This window comes from Quisquiliibacterium transsilvanicum (genome assembly GCF_014202215.1).
Lineage (GTDB): Bacteria > Pseudomonadota > Gammaproteobacteria > Burkholderiales > Burkholderiaceae_E > Quisquiliibacterium > Quisquiliibacterium transsilvanicum.
Genome location: NZ_JACHGB010000004.1, coordinates 574,273 through 590,747 on the forward strand (window position 1 = coordinate 574,273; position 16,475 = coordinate 590,747).

The 16,475-nt window shown below is 68.9% G+C and carries 11 protein-coding genes; 8 read left to right on the forward strand and 3 right to left on the reverse strand.

The window, feature by feature from the left end; translation table 11 throughout:
* Positions 1 to 13 precede the first annotated feature (13 nt).
* The 4 genes from infB (at position 14) to typA (ending at position 6,217) form a co-directional block, all read left to right on the forward strand.
* Positions 14 to 2,836, forward strand: a complete 2,823-nt coding sequence (gene infB / locus HNQ70_RS12130) for a translation initiation factor IF-2 (protein ID WP_183967827.1) — start codon at positions 14 to 16, stop codon at positions 2,834 to 2,836.
* 49 nt (positions 2,837 to 2,885) lie between these two features.
* Positions 2,886 to 3,266: a 30S ribosome-binding factor RbfA gene (gene rbfA, locus HNQ70_RS12135; RefSeq protein ID WP_183967829.1), complete on the forward strand. Its 381-nt coding sequence runs from the start codon at positions 2,886 to 2,888 to the stop codon at positions 3,264 to 3,266.
* Between the two features lie 61 nt (positions 3,267 to 3,327).
* The gene (truB, locus tag HNQ70_RS12140) at positions 3,328 to 4,296 is read left to right on the forward strand and encodes a tRNA pseudouridine(55) synthase TruB (RefSeq protein ID WP_183967831.1); all 969 of its coding nucleotides are present in this window, start codon (positions 3,328 to 3,330) and stop codon (positions 4,294 to 4,296) included.
* Between the two features lie 43 nt (positions 4,297 to 4,339).
* Complete coding sequence (gene typA / locus HNQ70_RS12145) at positions 4,340 to 6,217, forward strand: translational GTPase TypA (RefSeq protein ID WP_183967833.1); 1,878 nt, start codon at positions 4,340 to 4,342, stop codon at positions 6,215 to 6,217.
* A gap of 81 nt (positions 6,218 to 6,298) precedes the next feature.
* On the opposite strand, the gene HNQ70_RS12150 is transcribed toward typA, so the two are convergent.
* The gene (locus tag HNQ70_RS12150; RefSeq protein ID WP_183967835.1) at positions 6,299 to 7,237 is read right to left on the reverse strand and encodes a LysR family transcriptional regulator; all 939 of its coding nucleotides are present in this window, start codon (positions 7,235 to 7,237) and stop codon (positions 6,299 to 6,301) included.
* A 98-nt stretch (positions 7,238 to 7,335) separates the two neighbouring features.
* Here HNQ70_RS12150 and HNQ70_RS12155 point away from each other — a divergent pair, with 98 nt between their 5' ends.
* Together HNQ70_RS12155 and HNQ70_RS12160 are read left to right on the forward strand one after the other, a co-directional pair.
* Positions 7,336 to 8,556, forward strand: a complete 1,221-nt coding sequence (locus HNQ70_RS12155) for an acyl-CoA dehydrogenase family protein (RefSeq protein ID WP_183967837.1) — start codon at positions 7,336 to 7,338, stop codon at positions 8,554 to 8,556.
* A 74-nt stretch (positions 8,557 to 8,630) separates the two neighbouring features.
* Entirely contained in the window at positions 8,631 to 9,341 is a 711-nt protein-coding gene (locus tag HNQ70_RS12160) for a Crp/Fnr family transcriptional regulator (RefSeq protein WP_183967839.1), read from the forward strand.
* Positions 9,342 to 9,365: 24 nt separating this feature from the next.
* Here HNQ70_RS12160 and HNQ70_RS12165 read toward each other — a convergent pair whose 3' ends face one another.
* Together HNQ70_RS12165 and HNQ70_RS12170 are read right to left on the reverse strand one after the other, a co-directional pair.
* Entirely contained in the window at positions 9,366 to 10,277 is a 912-nt protein-coding gene (locus tag HNQ70_RS12165) for an SDR family oxidoreductase (protein ID WP_183967841.1), read from the reverse strand.
* A gap of 48 nt (positions 10,278 to 10,325) precedes the next feature.
* Positions 10,326 to 11,831 (reverse strand): flavin-containing monooxygenase, encoded by a 1,506-nt coding sequence (locus HNQ70_RS12170; protein ID WP_183967843.1) that lies wholly within the window; start codon positions 11,829 to 11,831, stop codon positions 10,326 to 10,328.
* A gap of 296 nt (positions 11,832 to 12,127) precedes the next feature.
* Here HNQ70_RS12170 and HNQ70_RS12175 point away from each other — a divergent pair, with 296 nt between their 5' ends.
* Together HNQ70_RS12175 and HNQ70_RS12180 are read left to right on the forward strand one after the other, a co-directional pair.
* A complete protein-coding gene (locus HNQ70_RS12175) occupies positions 12,128 to 15,442 on the forward strand; it encodes a carboxyl transferase domain-containing protein (protein WP_183967845.1) in 3,315 nt (1,104 codons plus the stop codon).
* 182 nt (positions 15,443 to 15,624) lie between these two features.
* Positions 15,625 to 16,092 (forward strand): SWIB/MDM2 domain-containing protein, encoded by a 468-nt coding sequence (locus tag HNQ70_RS12180; protein WP_183967847.1) that lies wholly within the window; start codon positions 15,625 to 15,627, stop codon positions 16,090 to 16,092.
* Positions 16,093 to 16,475: the final 383 nt, after the last annotated feature.

Consider the following 16,475-nt stretch of genomic DNA (forward strand, 5'->3'; position numbering starts at 1 on the left):
CGGAAGGATGACGATGTCTAGCACGAATGTTGAGAAGTTTGCGGCCGAACTCAAGGTCCCGGCAGAGGTCCTGCTCGAGCAGCTGCGTGATGCGGGCGTGAACAAGAGCTCGCCTGCCGACCCGCTCTCCGAGGCCGACAAGGAGCAGCTGCTCGCGGCGCTGCGCCGCGCGCACGGCTCTGACGATGCCGCGAAGAAGAAGATCACGCTGACGCGCAAGCAGACCTCCGAGATCAAGCAGGCCGACGGCACCGGCCGGGCGCGCACGATCCAGGTCGAAGTCCGCAAGAAGCGCGTGTTCGTCAAGCGCGAGCACGGCGACGTGGCCACCGAGGTTCCCGCGCCGCCGCCGGCGCCCGAGGCCGAGCCGACTCCGTCGCCCGTCGAGCTCGAGCAGCAGCGGCTGCGCGAGGAAGAGGATCGCCGGGAGCGCGAGCTCCTCGAGCGCCAGGCCACCGAGCTGCGCGAGAAGCAGGAACTCCTCGAGCGCGAGCGCCAGCTCGAGGCCGAGGCCGCCGCCGAAGCCGCCCGTCGCGAGGAGGCCGCGCGCATCGAGCGCGAGAAGGCCGCCGCGATGCAGTCCGAAGAGCCGGCCGGCGACCGCCAGCGTGCCGGCGAGGAAGCTGCCGCCGCCGCCGAAGCCGCCCGTAAGGCGCAGGCGGATGCCGAGGCCCAGGTTGCTGCGCGCCGCGCCGTCGAGAACGAGGTCGCGGAGATCAACCGGCTGATGAGCATGCAGCGCCGTCCGCAGCCCAAGGTCGTGGAGGCGCCGCCGCCCGCGCCGGTTGCAAAGCCGGTTGCAGCTGCTCCCGTCGCCGGGAAGGCCGCGCCCACGGGCACGCTGCACAAGCCCGCCACCGCGAAGCCGGCTGCGCCTGCGGCTGGTGACAGCAAGGACAAGAAGCACGTCAAGTCCGAGAAACTCTCTTCCTCGTGGCACGAGGAAGGCGCCAAGCGCCGGGCCCTGAAGACCCGCGGCGATTCCGGCGGCGCGAGCGGCTGGCGCGGCGGTCCGCGCGGCGGACGCCATCGCGGCGATCACCGCGAAGAGTCCTCGTACAGCCAGCCGACCGAACCGGTGGTCCGGGAAGTGCACGTGCCCGAGACCATCTCGGTCGCGGATCTTGCCCACAAGATGTCGGTCAAGGCAGCCGAGGTCATCAAGAAGCTGATGCAACTCGGCCAGATGGTCACGATCAACCAGGTGCTCGACCAGGACACCGCGATGATCCTCGTCGAGGAGCTCGGCCACAAGGCAGTGGCCGCCAAGCTCGACGATCCCGAGACCTTCCTCGAACTGACCTCCGGCGGCGTCGAGGCCGAGCTGCTGCCGCGGCCGCCGGTCGTCACCGTGATGGGTCACGTCGACCACGGCAAGACCTCGCTGCTCGACTACATCCGCCGCGCGAAGGTTGCGCAGGGCGAGGCGGGCGGCATCACCCAGCACATCGGCGCGTATCACGTCGAGACGCCGCGCGGCGTCGTCACCTTCCTGGATACGCCGGGTCACGAGGCGTTCACCGCGATGCGCGCACGCGGCGCGAAGGCGACGGACATCGTCATCCTCGTGGTTGCCGCCGACGACGGCGTGATGCCCCAGACGATCGAGGCGATCCACCACGCGAAGGCCGCTGAGGTGCCGATCGTGGTCGCCATGAACAAGATGGACAAGCCTGATGCGAATCCCGAGCGTGTCAAGCAGGAACTGATCGCCCACCAGGTGCTCTCCGAGGAGTACGGCGGCGACGTGCCGGTGGTGGCAGTGTCCGCCAAGACCGGGATGGGCATCGACGAGCTGCTCGAGAACGTGCTGCTGCAGGCCGAGGTGCTGGAGCTGAAGGCTCCGGCAGAGGGCCCCGCCAAGGGCCTGGTGATCGAGGCGAGGCTGGACAAGGGCCGCGGCCCGGTCGCCACCGTGCTGGTGCAGTCGGGCAAGCTCTCCAAGGGCGACATCGTCCTGGCGGGAAGCGTGTTCGGCCGGGTTCGCGCCATGCTCGACGAGAACGGCAAGCCGGTCACCGAGGCCGGCCCCTCGATTCCCGTCGAGATCCAGGGTCTGCAGGAAGTTCCCGCGGCGGGCGAGGAAGTCATCGTGCTCGGCGACGAGCGCAAGGCGCGCGAGATCGCGCTGTTCCGCCAGGGCAAGTTCCGCGACGTCAAGCTCGCTCGCCAGCAGGCGGCCAAGCTCGAGAACATGTTCGAGCAGATGGGCGAGGGCGGCACGCAGACCCTGCCGCTGATCATCAAGGCCGACGTGCAGGGCTCGCAGGAGGCGCTCGCCCAGTCGCTGATCAAGCTGGGCACCGACGAGGTCAGGGTGCAGGTGGTGCATGCCGGCGTCGGCGGCATCACCGAGGGCGACGTCAACCTGGCGATCGCATCGAAGGCCGTGCTCATCGGCTTCAACGTGCGTGCCGACCAGCAGTCGCGTCGCCTGGCCGAGTCCAACGGCGTCGACATCCGCTACTACAACATCATCTACGACGCGGTCGACGAGGTGAGGGCGGCGATGGTCGGGATGCTGTCGCCCGAGAAGAAGGAAGAGATCATCGGTCTCGTCGAGATCCGCCAGGTCATCTCGGTCTCGCGAATCGGCAACGTGGCGGGCTGCATGGTGCTCGAGGGCGTCGTGCGGCGCGGCGCGCAGGTCCGCCTGCTGCGCGACAACACGGTGGCCTGGAGCGGCGAGCTCGATTCGCTGAAGCGCTACAAGGACGACGCGCGCGAGGTCAAGGAAGGCTTCGAGTGCGGCCTGACGCTGCGGGGCTTCAACGACATCAAGGAAGGCGACCAGCTCGAGGTCTTCGAGGTGAAGGAAGTGGCCCGCACGCTATGAGCGTGCGGCCCGCTTACCGATCCACCCGACCGGCTGCCCGGAGAATGCATTGAGCCGTCAAACGAGAGGCCCCGCCGGCGGTCGCGCCCCGCGCGTGATCGAGCAGATCCATCACGAGCTCGCGAACATGATTCGCGGCGAATTGAAGGATCCGCGGGTGGGGATGGTCACCGTGACCGGCGTCGAGCTGACGGCGGACTACGCCTACGCGACCGTGTATTTCACCGTGCTGCCGGACGATCCGGAATCGGTGGCGTCCACCCTGGCGGGCTTGCGGCGGGCTGCAGGCTTCCTTCGCTCGCAGCTTTTCCGCCGCATCCGCATCCACACCACGCCGGAGCTTCGCTTCGCGCACGACACCTCGACCGCCCATGGCATGTCGATGTCGCGCCTGATCGACGAAGCGAACCTGCGCCGGGCGGACGACTGACCCGGAGCATCGGTGGCGGTGCGTCGCCCTGCGCGTCGCACCGAACCGGCAGCCAATCCGCATGAACACCCAACGCAAGCAACGCGACTGCATCGACGGGCTGCTGCTGCTCGACAAGCCGAAGGGCATGACGTCCAACGATGCCCTGCTGCGCGCGCGGCGGCTGTTCAACGCGCGAAAGGCGGGTCATGGCGGCACCCTGGATCCGATGGCGAGCGGGCTGCTTCCGATCGCTTTCGGCGAGGCGACCAAGTTCGCTGGCGACGCGCTGGGCGCCGACAAGGCCTATCTCGCTGAATTCACGTTCGGCATCACCACCGACACTGGCGACGCCGAAGGCGCGATCCTTGAGCGGCGGCCGGTGGACCTGGCGCAGGCGCAGGTGCGCGCGGCGGCGGACGGGTTCCTCGGCGAGATCGACCAGGTCCCGCCGATGTACTCGGCGCTCAAGCGCGACGGCCGTCCGCTCTACGAATATGCGCGCGCCGGCATCACGCTCGAGCGCGCTCCACGCCGCGTCACGATCCGCAGCATCGACCTGATCGACTTCGGCCCGGTGGCCGAGGTCGCTGCCGGCGAGCCCGGCTCGCTGCGGGCGGTGCTGCGCGTGGCCTGCAGCAAGGGCACCTACATCCGCACCCTGGCCGAGGACATCGGCGCAGTGCTGGGCTGCGGCGCGCACCTGAGCGCGCTGCGCCGCGAGCGCGTTGGCGCGCTGGGCCTGGCCGGTTCAGTGAGCCTGGACCGACTCGAGGCGATGACTCCTGCCGAGCGGCTCGCGTGCCTGGCGCCGGTCGATTCGCTGCTGGCGGCGCTGCCACGCGTGCTGCTTGACGAAGAACATGCGCGCCGTTTCCTGCACGGCCAGCGCTTGCGCGTGCCGCTGGCGGAGCCGCGCCAGGCCGATCCCCGAGTGCGCGTTTACCTGCGCGATGCGCTGCTCGGAATCGCCACGCTGGACGGCGGCCTGCTGGTGCCGCAGCGGCTGGTCGGCAATGCGCAGGAACCTGCCGCCGCGGATGCGCAATGACGCGCCGGCGGCCCCCCAAGAATTCACCCTGGACCCATCACCAATGACTTCACAGATCCGCAACATCGCGATCATCGCGCACGTCGACCATGGCAAGACCACGCTGGTCGACCAGCTGCTGCGGCAGTCCGGCACCTTCCGGAGCCACCAGCAGGTGACCGAGCGCGTCATGGACAGCAACGACATCGAGCGCGAGCGGGGCATCACCATCCTCGCCAAGAACTGCGCGGTCGATTACGAGGGCACCCGCATCAACATCGTCGATACCCCGGGGCACGCCGACTTCGGCGGCGAGGTGGAGCGGGCGCTGTCGATGGTCGACGGCGTGGTGCTGCTGGTGGACGCGGTCGAAGGTCCGATGCCGCAGACCCGCTTCGTCACCCGCAAGGCGCTGGCGCTGGGCCTGCGTCCGATCGTGGTGGTGAACAAGGTGGACCGCCCGGGTGCGCGCCCCGACTGGGTGGTGAACCAGACCTTCGACCTGTTCGACAAGCTCGGCGCCAACGACGAACAGCTCGACTTCGCAGTCGTCTACGCCTCGGCGATCAACGGCTTCGCGCTGGAGCGCATGGAGGACATGCCGGAGGACGGCGTCGACGGTCCGGGCGACGCTGCTTCCGAGGGCTTGTCGATGAAGCCGCTGTTCGATGCGATCCTGCGCCAGGTTCCGGCCCGCAAGGACGATCCGGACGGTCCGCTGCAGTTCCAGATCTCGGCGCTCGACTACTCCAGCTACGTCGGCAAGATCGGCGTCGGCCGCATCAATCGCGGCCGGGTGCGCGCGGGCCAGCAGGTGATCGTGCTTTACGGCGATCCCGCGACGACCGGCGTTGCCGCGGTGACCGCGAAGGTCAACCAGGTGCTGCGCTACAAGGGGCTCGAGCGCGGCGCGGTGGACGAGGCCGAGGCCGGCGACATCGTCGCGATCACCGGCATCGAGGCGCTGGACATCGGCACCACGGTGTGCGATGTCGGCACCCCGGAAGCGCTTGTCCCCATCACGATCGACGAGCCGACGATGTCGATGGAGTTCCTGGTGAACACCTCGCCGATGGCCGGCCGAGAAGGCAAGTTCGTCACCAGCCGGCAGATCCGCGAGCGCCTCGAGCGCGAGCTGAAGGCCAACGTGGCGCTGCGCGTCGAGTTCACCAGCGATTCCGACACCTTCATCGTGTCCGGGCGCGGCGAGCTTCACCTGACCATCCTGCTGGAGAACCTGCGCCGCGAAGGCTACGAGCTGGCGGTGTCGCGGCCCAAGCCGAAGGTGCGCATCGTGGCCGGCGAGCGCGAGGAGCCCTACGAACTGCTGACGGCAGACCTCGAGGAGTCGCATCAGGGCGGCGTGATGGAGCTGCTCGGCCGCCGCAAGGGCGAGCTGCTGAACATGGAGCCGGACGGCAAGGGCCGTGTGCGCCTCGAGTACCGGGTGCCGGCCCGTGGCCTGATCGGCTTCCACAACGAGTTCCTGAACCTCACGCGCGGCACCGGTGTCATGAGCCACGTCTTCGACGCCTACGGCGCGTGGGCCGGCGACATCGAGGACCGGCGCAACGGCGTACTGATCTCGCAGGACGACGGCGATGCGGTGGCCTATGCGCTCTGGAAGCTGCAGGAGCGCGGCCGCATGTTCGTCAAGCCCGGCGACGCTCTGTACGAGGGCATGATCATCGGCATCCACACGCGGGACAACGACCTGGTCGTCAACCCGGTGAAGGAGAAGAAGCTCACCAACGTGCGCTCGTCCGGCAAGGACGATGCGATCGTGCTGACGCCGCCGATCCAGCTGACGCTGGAGAAGGCGGTGGAGTTCATCGCCGACGACGAACTGGTCGAGCTCACGCCCAAGAGCATCCGGCTGCGCAAGCGGCTGCTGAAGGAGCATGAGCGCAAGCGCGCCTCGCGCGACACCGAAGCCGCCTGAGCGCGGCCCACCCTGCGCGCCGCCGGCGCGCAGGAATCCGGCGCTGCACGCGGCAGGTGCCGCGCCGGACGTGCGCGACTTTCAGCGCCCCGCCGCCCCGGCCGGGCGCGTCACCCCGAGCTCGGCGCGCAGGATCCTGCGCAGCCAGCGGTTCGCGGGGTCCTGCTCCGCGCCCGCATGCCAGTACAGGTAGCTGTCCATCGGCGGGAAGGGGATCGGCGCCTTCAGGATGCGGTTGCCGAAGGGCTCGTTGAGGATGCGGGCGTAGGGCTCGGCCATCGTCAGCAGCAGGTCCGTCTGGCTGACGATCCTGAGCGCGGCGCTGTGACTCTGGCAGCGCAGACGGATGCGGCGCTCCAGCCCGAGCCGTGCGAGCTCGATGTCCTCCAGTCCCGGGCGGTGCCGCCGCAGCGACACCCGGATGTGCTCCGCCTCGAGGTAGGCGGCGAGGTCCAGCCCGCCACGTTCCCGCGCGAGCAGCGGATGCCCGCGCCGTGCAATGACCACCGTTCGCTCGTCGCGCAGCCGCCTGCGTCGGATGTCCGGCCCGACCGGGCCCGGCACGTCGATCGCGAGGTCCACCGTGCCGTCGGCCAGGGACGCCGGCATATTGCGCCAGTCGACTGCGGTGGAGGTCAGGTCGATGTCCGGCGCTTCGAGCGCGAGCCGCCGGATCACCGGGGGCAGCAACTGGTCTTCCAACTGCGGCCGCATCGCCACCGTGAAGCGCCGCTGGGCGGTGGCCGGGTCGAAGCGGTCCAGCGTGCGCAGGCTGTTCTCCAGCCCTCCGAGCGCAAGCCGGATCGGGCCGGCCAGGCTGCGGGCGGTGGGGGTGGGCGCCATCGTACGTCCCTGGCGCTCGAACAGCGGGTCGCCCAGCGCTTCGCGCAGCCGCGCCAGCGCATGGCTGACCGCGGGCTGCGAGAGGTTCAGCGTGCGCGCCGCGGCGGTGATTCCGCCCTCGCGCAGCACCGCCTCGAACACCCGGAACAGGTTCAGGTCGATCCGGTCGAAATTCATCGGATGAATGCCGTCTGATTCAAAACATGCACTTCACTGATCTCTGATCGGACTCTATCCTCGCCTCCTCTCCCGATCAACGCAATGGAGTCGCCAGCATGGATTTCGAGTTCAGCCCCAAGGTCAAGGATCTTCAGCAGCGCCTGCTCGCCTTCATGGACGCGCATGTCTACCCGAACGAGCATCGCTTCGAGGCCGAGGTTGCGGCCAATCGCGCCAAGGGCAACGCCTGGGTGCCCACCCAGGTGATCGAGGAGCTGAAGGCCAAGGCACGCGCCGCCGGACTCTGGAACCTGTTCCTGCCGCACTCGCCGCGCGCACCGGAAGGCCTGTCCAACCTCGAGTACGCGCCGCTGTGCGAGATCATGGGCCGCGTCCACTGGGCGCCCGAGGTGTTCAACTGCTCGGCGCCCGATACGGGCAACATGGAGACCTTCGAGCGCTATGCCACCGAAGAGCAGAAGGACAAGTGGCTCGAGCCCCTGCTCAAGGGCGAGATCCGCTCGGCCTTCCTGATGACCGAGCCGGCCGTCGCCTCGTCCGACGCCACCAACGTCCAGTGCAGCATCCGGCGCGAGGGCGACGAGTACGTGATCAACGGCCGCAAGTGGTGGTCGTCCGGCGTGGGCGATCCGCGCTGCAAGATCTTCATCGTGATGGGCAAGACCGACACCGAGGCGGCGCGCCATTCGCAGCAGTCGATGGTGCTGGTGCCCGCGGGCACGCCGGGCGTGAAGATCCTGCGTCCGCTCAACGTGTTCGGCTACGACGACGCGCCGCACGGCCACTGCGAGGTGGTGCTGGAGAACGTGCGCGTGCCGGCCGCCAACATCCTGCTGGGCGAGGGCCGCGGCTTCGAGATCTCGCAGGGCCGCCTCGGACCGGGCCGCATCCACCACTGCATGCGCTCGATCGGCGCCGCCGAGCGCGCGCTCGAGTACATGTGCAAGCGCCTGTCCACCCGCGTGGCGTTCGGCAAACGCGTGTCGGAGCAGTCGGTCTGGCACGAACGCATCGCCGAGTCGCGCTGCATGATCGACCAGGCCCGCCTGCTGACCTTCAAGGCCGCCTACATGATGGACACGGTGGGCAACAAGATCGCGCGCGCCGAGATCGCGATGATCAAGGTGATCGCGCCGAACATGTCGACGAAGATCATCGACTGGGCGATCCAGGCGCATGGCGCCGGCGGCGTCTGCGACGACTTCCCGCTCGCCTACATGTACGCCTGGCAGCGCGGGCTGCGCCTGGCCGACGGCCCGGACGAGGTGCACCGCAACACCATCGCCAAGCTGGAGCTGGGCAAGTACGCCGGCTGATCGGGGTGGCCGGCGGCACGTGCCGCCGGCCCGCCTGACCGGGCCGCCGGCCGTCAGATGCGAGAATCCCCTCGATGAAGGATCGACCCGAGAAAGAGCGATCGGGCAGGGCTCCGGACCGGCTGTCCCCCGAGCTCGACGGGCTGCTGCGCGCGAAGGGCAGGCGGCGCCGGTTGTCCAGAGGCGAGGTGCTCTACGCTCGCGGATCGAGTCCCGGATCCGTCTACCGCGTGGAGTCGGGGGCCATCCAGCTGAGCACCACGTCGCGCAGCGACAGGGAGGCGGTTCTCGGCGTGGTCGAACCAGGCCGATGGTTCGGAGAGCTGACCCTGCTGATAGAAGCGCCTCGCGTGCATGACGCCAGGGCGCTTGCCGACACGGAAGTCGTCGTCGTCCCCGCGCGCCGCTTCCATGAGGTGCTGGGCGATCGGTCCGACTATCTGCTCGAGTTCCTTCGCCTGGTCTGTCACCGGTACAAGTGGGCGATCGAGCGGATCGATGCCACCATTCTGCAGCCGCTCGCGGTGCGGTTGGCGCAATGCCTGCTGGCGACGCAGGAAGGCATTGCGCGCGATGAAGCGGCTGGTCCCGCCGAGCTGCGCCTGTCGCAGGAAGGCCTCGGGCAGATGCTGGGCGCCTCGAGGCAGAGTGTGAACAGGCAGCTGAAACAGTGGGAGTCGGAGGGCCTCCTGACCCTGGCCTACGGACGAATCAGGCTGCTGGACACCCAGGCCTTGCGAGCCATCGCCCTGGACGGGGACGGCACCGGACGCCCGCCCGGATGACCCGGTGCGCGCTGGCCGGCAGGCTCAGCGTCGGGCCGCCGCCAGCAATCGATCGCGCCTGTCCTTGAGCGCGGGAAACAGTTCGTAGGGCAGCTCGGGGGTGGTCTGGTCGAGCACGTGCCCGCAGCGGGCGCGGAAGACCGGGAGGGTCTCCGGGCTCGGGAAGACGTAGAAGCGCTCGCCTTCGACGGCCCGGAAGGTGATCTCCGCCACCTCTTCGGCAGAGATGGCGCCCTGGCTGACCGCCTGCTGCGCAGCGGCACGCGAGGCCAGCTGAGCTTTCGTGGGCGCCTCCGAATTCGCGAGATGCGCGGGCCTGTTGCGTTCCGACTGGCCGATGTCGGTCGGCACATAGGAAGGGCAGAGCACCGCGGCGCGAAGTTGCGTCGTGACCAGCTGCAGGTCGTAGTGCAGGCATTCCGAGAGCGCCACCACCGCATGCTTGGAGACGCTGTAGATGCCCATACCCGGAGCGGTGATCAGGCCCGCCATCGAGGCCGTATTGACAATGCAGCCTTCGTAGGCGGGATCGGCAGCCGCCGAAGCCAGCATCCTGGGCGTGAAGCTGCGCACGCCGTTGACGACGCCCTTCAGGTTGACGCCCAGCACCCAGTCCCAGTCCTTCTCGGTGCTCTGCCAGACCGGTCCGCCCGAGGTGACGCCGGCGTTGTTGAACAGCAGGTTCACGGCGCCGAACCGCCTCTCGGCCTGGTCTGCCAGCGCCTCGACGGCCGCCGGATCGGAGACGTCGACCGCGACGCCGATCGCGTCGGTTCCCCGCGTGCGCAATTCCTGGACGGTCCGGTCCAGTGCCTCCGGCTGGATGTCGGCCAGCACGAGCTTCATCGCGCGCCTGGACGCCGACATTGCCAGGGCCTTTCCAAGGCCCGAGCCCCCGCCGGTGATGACGGCCACGCCGTCGGTGATCTGCTTCATGCTCGTTCTCCTCGATGTCGCGGGTGCGGTGCACCGCGCGGACTGGGTTCAGGTCGAATAGGAAAAAATGGGGTCGGAGAGGTCGGCTTCGGGAAGCGCCTTGCTCTCGTAGAGGTAGTCCTGGCTGTGCTGCCATTCGGGCTTTTCGCCCCGCTTCGGGAGACGGTGCAGGCTGCGCAGCATGTAGCCGGCATTCATGTCCTCGGTGTCCACCCAGGGGTGAAGCTCCATGTCGGAATCCTCGGGCCTGAGCGTCGGCGTCACGCTCCTGAGGTTCCGTGACTGCATGTGCTTCAGCAGCCTGCAGACGAAGGCGCCGACGAGCTCGGCGCGCAGCGTCCAGCTGTAGCGCGCGTAGCCGTAGACCCCTGCCATGTTCGGCACACCGGTGAACATGATTCCCCGGTAGCTCACCGTTTCGGAGAAATCCACCGAGCGTCCGTCGACCGAAAAGGGAATCTCGCCCATCACCGAGAGATCGAAGCCGGTGGCGGTGATGACGACGTCGCAGTCGATCCGGTCCCCGGATTGGAGACGGATTCCGGCGGCATCGAAAGTCTCGATCCGGTCGGTGACCACGGAGGCCTTTCCGGAGCCGATGGCCTTGAACAGGTCCGCGTCGGGAACGAAGGCAACGCGCTGCTGGAGCGGCTTGTACGGCGGGGTGAAATGCCGCTGCACGTCGTAGCCTTCGGGCAGGCAGGCCTTGACCCCTGCAATCAGTTGCCGCTGCAAGGCTTCGGGCCTGGCACGCGCGAGGTCGATCAGGTCCGCCCTGTCGCGCACGGACTTGCGGCGCATGATCTCGTGGATCCAGGTCTCATCGATCTCGAGCCTGCGCAGTTCGTCGGCCAGCGCATCGGCATTGCGCCCCGCTGCGAAGTACGTGGGCGTGCGCTGGAGCATGGTGACGTGCTCGCACTGGTCTGCAAGCGCCGGGATCAGCGTTGCGGCCGTCGCGCCCGAGCCGACGACCACCACGCGCTTGCCCGACAGGTCCACGGAATCCGGCCAGTGCTGCGGGTGGATCACGTCGCCCCCGAATTCCTCAAGGCCTGACCACGAGGGGGTGTAGCCCTCGTCATGACGGTAGTACCCCTGGCACATCCAAAGGAAGCCCGCTTCGATCCGGACGCTTTCCTGGGTGGGTCCGGCGGAAACATCCAGGCTCCAGCAGCGCGATGCGCTCGACCAGTCGGCCGATCGAACCGTGTGCCGATATCGGATCCGCGGGGCGAGCCCCGCGTCGTCGATGACGGATCCGAGGTACTCGAGGATCTGCTGGCGCGAGGCGATGGGGTCGCCCTTCCAGGGCTTGAAGTCGTAGCCGAACGTGAACAGATCGCTGTCCGAGCGCGCGCCCGGGTACTTGTGGATGAGCCAGGTGCCGCCGTGCGCTTCCATGGCATCCAGGATGACGAAGCTCAGCTCCGGGCAGTGCCTGCGGAGCATGTACGCGCAGCCGATGCCGGAGATGCCGGCGCCGACGATGACCACGTCGAACCGTTCGGTCGTGCTGCAGGGAGGCCTTTCGGTCGGCCCGTTCGAGGGCATTGGTGTCTCCGGGGTTTCGTGGATGGAGGGGCGAAGACCCGGGATTCTGCTTGGCGCGTCCGGCCCGGACTGTCGGCTTTGGGCAGTCTCGTTGCCCCAGGCGAGAGCGGTCGCTTTCGACGATGTCGCTGAATCGTGACGAGGCTCCGCCCGGTGGCCCGGACAGTCTCGGATTGGCGGATCCCTGCGCGTTCCGTAACGCGCGGTACGGCGCACCGGCGATCCCGCCCCGTCGTGGACAATCGCCGGCATCGGCCGGGCATCCCGGCCCCGGTGATTTCCATGAGCGAGACCCGATGACCATCAAGAGCCTGCTGATCGCCAACCGTGGCGAGATTGCCATCCGCATCGCCCGCGCCGCCGCCGAACTCGGCATCCGCAGCGTGGCGGTGCATTCCGAGGACGACGCCCGCGCGCTGCACGTGCGCAAGGTCGACGAGGCGCGCCAGCTGGCGGGGGTGGGCGCGCAGGCCTACCTGGACATCGAGCAGATCGTCCAGGTGGCGCTGGCGGCCGGCTGCGACGCGGTGCATCCGGGCTATGGCTTCCTCAGCGAGAACGCCGCCTTCGCGCGGCGCTGCGCGGAGGTCGGCCTGTGCTTCGTGGGCCCGGCGCCCGAGGTGCTCGATCTGTTCGGCGACAAGGCGAAGGCCAGGGAGTTCGCCCGGCAGGCCGGCGTGCCGGTGATCACGGGCACGCCGGCGCCGGTCGACGTCGGCCAGGCGCGGGCCTTCCTCGAGTCGCTCGGTGCGGGCGCGGCGATGGTGATCAAGGCGGTGGCTGGCGGAGGCGGGCGCGGCATGCGCATCGTCGAATCGCCGGACGCGGTGGCGGAAGCCTTCGCACGCTGCGAGTCGGAGGCGCGCGCCGCCTTCGGAAGCGGGGCGCTGTACCTGGAGCGGCTGATGCCCGCCGCGCGCCACATCGAGGTGCAGGTGGCCGGCGACGGCAGCGGCGCGGTCACCCACCTGTGGGAGCGTGAATGCAGCCTGCAGCGCCGCCACCAGAAGCTGGTGGAGTTCGCGCCCAGCCCGTCGCTTGACCCGGAGCTGCGCGAGCGCCTGCTCGCCGATGCGGTGCGGCTGGCCTCGCAGGCCCGCTACCGCGGCCTGGGCACCTTCGAATTCCTGGTCGACGCCGCCGGCGCTTCGGCCGACGCCTACGCGTTCATCGAGGCGAACCCGCGGCTCCAGGTGGAGCACACGGTGACCGAGATGGTGACCGGCATCGACCTGGTCCAGGTCCAGCTCAGGCTTGCCGCCGGCGCGACGCTGGCCTCGATCGGGCTGGAGCAGTCGCAGGTGCCGGCGCCGCGGGGTCATGCGGTCCAGCTGCGCGTGAACATGGAGACGATGCAGGCCGACGGCAGCGCCAGGCCCTCGGGCGGCACGCTCACCGCGTTCGAGCCGCCGTCGGGACCTGGCGTGCGCGTCGACACCCTCGGCTACGCCGGCTACACCTCGAGTCCGCGCTACGACTCGCTGCTCGCGAAGCTGATCGTGCACGCCCCCGAAGGCGGGCTGCCGCGGCTGCTCGCCAAGGCCGACCGTGCGCTCAGCGAGTTCGGCATCGCCGGCGTTGCCACCAACAAGACCCTGCTGCACGGGCTGCTCAAGCATCCGGCGGTGGCGGCGAGCCGGGTCGACACCCGCTTCGTCGAGACGCACCTGGACGAGGTGCTGCATCTGGGGCGCGACGCGCACCGCGAACTCTATTTCGCCGATGCGTCGGCAGGCCCGGCGAGCGGCGTCGGTGCAGGCGCCGCGCACGAGCAGGGGCCCGAGGGCACGGTCGCCGTCGAGGCGCCGATGCAGGGTACCGTCGTCTCCCTCGAGGTCGGCGAGGGCGACCAGGTTCACGCCGGAGCGCAGGTCGCCGTGCTCGAGGCGATGAAGATGGAGCACATCATCGAGGCGTCGGTCTCGGGCGTTGTGCGGCTGGTGGCTGCTGTTCGGGGCGAGACCCTGTTCGAGGGCCAGGCGATCGTCTTCATCGAGCCGGCGGAGGTGGATGCCGCGCGCAGCGACACCGCCGGCGCGCTGGATCTCGACGCGATCCGGACCGACCTCGCGGAGGTGCGCGAGCGGATCGCGCTGGGCATGGACGAGGCGCGCCCCGAGTCCGTCGCCCGGCGCAAGCGCACCGGCCAGCGCACTGCGCGCGAGAACATCGACGACCTGGTCGACCCCGGCAGTTTCATCGAGTACGGGGCGCTGGCCGTCGCGGCGCAGCGCTCCCGTCGTTCCATCGACGACCTGATCCGCAACACGCCGGGCGACGGCATCGTCCTGGGGCTGGCCTCGGTCAACGGCGACCTCTTTCCGCCCGAGCGCTCGCGCTGCATGGTGATGTCCTACGACTACACCGTGCTTGCGGGCACCCAGGGCTTCATGAACCACAAGAAGACCGACCGCGCGCTGCAGGTCGCCGAGGAGTGGCGGGTTCCGGTGGTCCTGTTCGCGGAGGGCGGCGGAGGCCGTCCTGGCGACGTCGACCACCTCGGCGTGGCCGGGCTGGACACCACGACCTTCGCCAGCTACGCGAGGCTCAGCGGACTGGTGCCGCGGGTCGGAATCGTCTCCGGCTACTGCTTTGCCGGCAATGCGGCGCTGCTGGGCTGCGCCGACGTGATCATCGCAACCCGCAATTCCTCGATCGGCATGGCGGGGCCGGCGATGATCGAGGGCGGCGGTCTCGGGGTGTACAAGCCGGCCGAGGTGGGCCCGGTGGAGGTGCAGGCGCCCAACGGGGTCATCGACATCCTCGTCGAGGACGAGGCGCAGGCGGTGGCCGCCACCAAGCGCTACCTCGGCTACTTCCAGGGCGCGACCGTCCCGGGCGAGGCGCCGGACCAGCGCCTGCTGCGCCACCTGATTCCCGAGAACCGGCTGCGCGTCTACGACATCCGCACCGTGATCGAGACGCTGGTCGACAAGGATTCGGTGCTCGAGCTGCGTCGCGACTTCGGCATCGGTGTGGTCACCGCGCTGGTGCGGATCGAGGGCCGGCCCTTCGGTCTGATCGCGAACAACCCGAAGCACCTGGGCGGCGCGGTCGATGCGGATGCGGGCGACAAGGCGGCGCGCTTCATGCAGCTGTGCGACGCCTTCGACCTGCCGATGGTGTCGCTGTGCGACACGCCTGGCTTCATGGTGGGTCCGCAGGCGGAGCGCACCGCGCTGGTTCGCCACGTCTCGAGGATGTTCGTCACCGCGGCGAGCCTCTCGGTCCCCTTCTTCACGGTGGTCCTGCGCAAGGGCTACGGGCTCGGGGCGCAGGCGATGGCTGCCGGGGGGTTCCACGCGCCGGTGTTCACAGTCTCCTGGCCGAGCGGCGAGTTCGGCGGCATGGGGCTGGAGGGGGCGGTGCGGCTCGGCTTCCGCAAGGAGCTCGAGTCGATCGAGGATCCGCAGGAGCGCCAGCAGGCCTATGCCGGGATGGTGGCTGCCGCCTACGAGAAGGGCAAGGCGACCAACATGGCCTCTTTCCTGGAAATCGACGCGGTGATCGACCCGGCCGACACCCGCCGCTGGATCATTGGCGGGCTGCGCGCCACGCCAGCGCCCTTGCCGCGCGTCGGCAAGAAGCGGCCCTTCGTCGATACCTGGTGACCCGGAATGGCGGCCCGTATAGGGAAAAACAACAGCCGCTTGCGCCGCGCGGAGAATTTTGTGTTGGCGCTATTGGCTCGCGGGTGAAGAAGCGTCATTCTTGCGGATGCGAAAACCGGCTCACGCACGGTTTTTTCGTTGAAACGATCGTGTGATGAACCAAATCTCTCGGAGGGATGACGATGGCAACTGCTGCCAAGGCTGGCGCCAAGACGGCTGCGAAGAAACCCGCTAAGGCCCCGGCGAAGTCGCCGGCCGCCAAGAAACCGGCCGCCAAGGCCGCGCCCGCGACGAAGGCCGCTGCGCCGGCGAAGAAACCGGCCGCTGCGAAGGCCGTCGCTGCGAAGCCGGCCGCTGCCAAAAAGCCGTCGGCCAAGAAGCCCGCGGCGACGAAAGCGACGCGGCAGCCCAGCGCCGCGTTCATGAAGGCGCTGACCCCGAGCGCTGCGCTCGCAGCCATCGTCGGCGACAAGCCGCTGCCCCGCACCGAAGTGGTCAAGAAGGTGTGGGAGCACATCAAGAAGTTCAATCTGCAGGACGAGGCCAACCGCAAGCTCATCAAGGCGGACGCCGCCCTGCGCGAGATCTTCGGCAAGGCCCAGGCCGACATGTTCGAGATGACCAAGCTCATCAGCAAGCATCTGAAGTGATGCCTGCCCCACCCCGGGCGGCCCGTGCCGCCCGGAGGTGACGCGTGCCCGCGGACCTCCCGCGGGCATTTTTCTTTGTGCGCCCGGCACGGGCGCACTCCTGCGGGTGCAAGTCCCGCCGCAAGTTGATCACAGCGAGCGAAGCGAAGCGCAACTGCACGAGGGTGACCGAGTGTGGGGAGGAAGCGTGGAGCGCAGCTGCGAGCCGATGGACAAGAACCGGATAGAAGGCGCTGCCGAGCAGGGCGAGCGGGCAAAGGACCGCGAAGCTCTCGTGATCAAGGCGAAGTGGCGTAGATCCGGCGGTTGTGCAGCGAAGGAGTGCGTTCTTACCCGGGGAGATCTCGCCTTGCGCTTGAAAGGGCGACGGCGGTGAGCCGGAG

What these genes read in the sequence shown, in the direction of transcription:
- infB (WP_183967827.1), top strand. Translation starts at nt 14, where the DNA reads ATGTCTAGCACGAATGTTGAGAAGTTTGCGGCCGAACTCAAGGTCCCG.
- truB (WP_183967831.1), top strand. Translation starts at nt 3,328, where the DNA reads ATGAACACCCAACGCAAGCAACGCGACTGCATCGACGGGCTGCTGCTG.
- typA (WP_183967833.1), top strand. Translation starts at nt 4,340, where the DNA reads ATGACTTCACAGATCCGCAACATCGCGATCATCGCGCACGTCGACCAT.
- HNQ70_RS12150 (WP_183967835.1), bottom strand. Translation starts at nt 7,237, where the DNA reads ATGAATTTCGACCGGATCGACCTGAACCTGTTCCGGGTGTTCGAGGCG.
- HNQ70_RS12155 (WP_183967837.1), top strand. Translation starts at nt 7,336, where the DNA reads ATGGATTTCGAGTTCAGCCCCAAGGTCAAGGATCTTCAGCAGCGCCTG.
- HNQ70_RS12160 (WP_183967839.1), top strand. Translation starts at nt 8,631, where the DNA reads ATGAAGGATCGACCCGAGAAAGAGCGATCGGGCAGGGCTCCGGACCGG.
- HNQ70_RS12165 (WP_183967841.1), bottom strand. Translation starts at nt 10,277, where the DNA reads ATGAAGCAGATCACCGACGGCGTGGCCGTCATCACCGGCGGGGGCTCG.
- HNQ70_RS12170 (WP_183967843.1), bottom strand. Translation starts at nt 11,831, where the DNA reads ATGCCCTCGAACGGGCCGACCGAAAGGCCTCCCTGCAGCACGACCGAA.
- HNQ70_RS12175 (WP_183967845.1), top strand. Translation starts at nt 12,128, where the DNA reads ATGACCATCAAGAGCCTGCTGATCGCCAACCGTGGCGAGATTGCCATC.
- HNQ70_RS12180 (WP_183967847.1), top strand. Translation starts at nt 15,625, where the DNA reads ATGGCAACTGCTGCCAAGGCTGGCGCCAAGACGGCTGCGAAGAAACCC.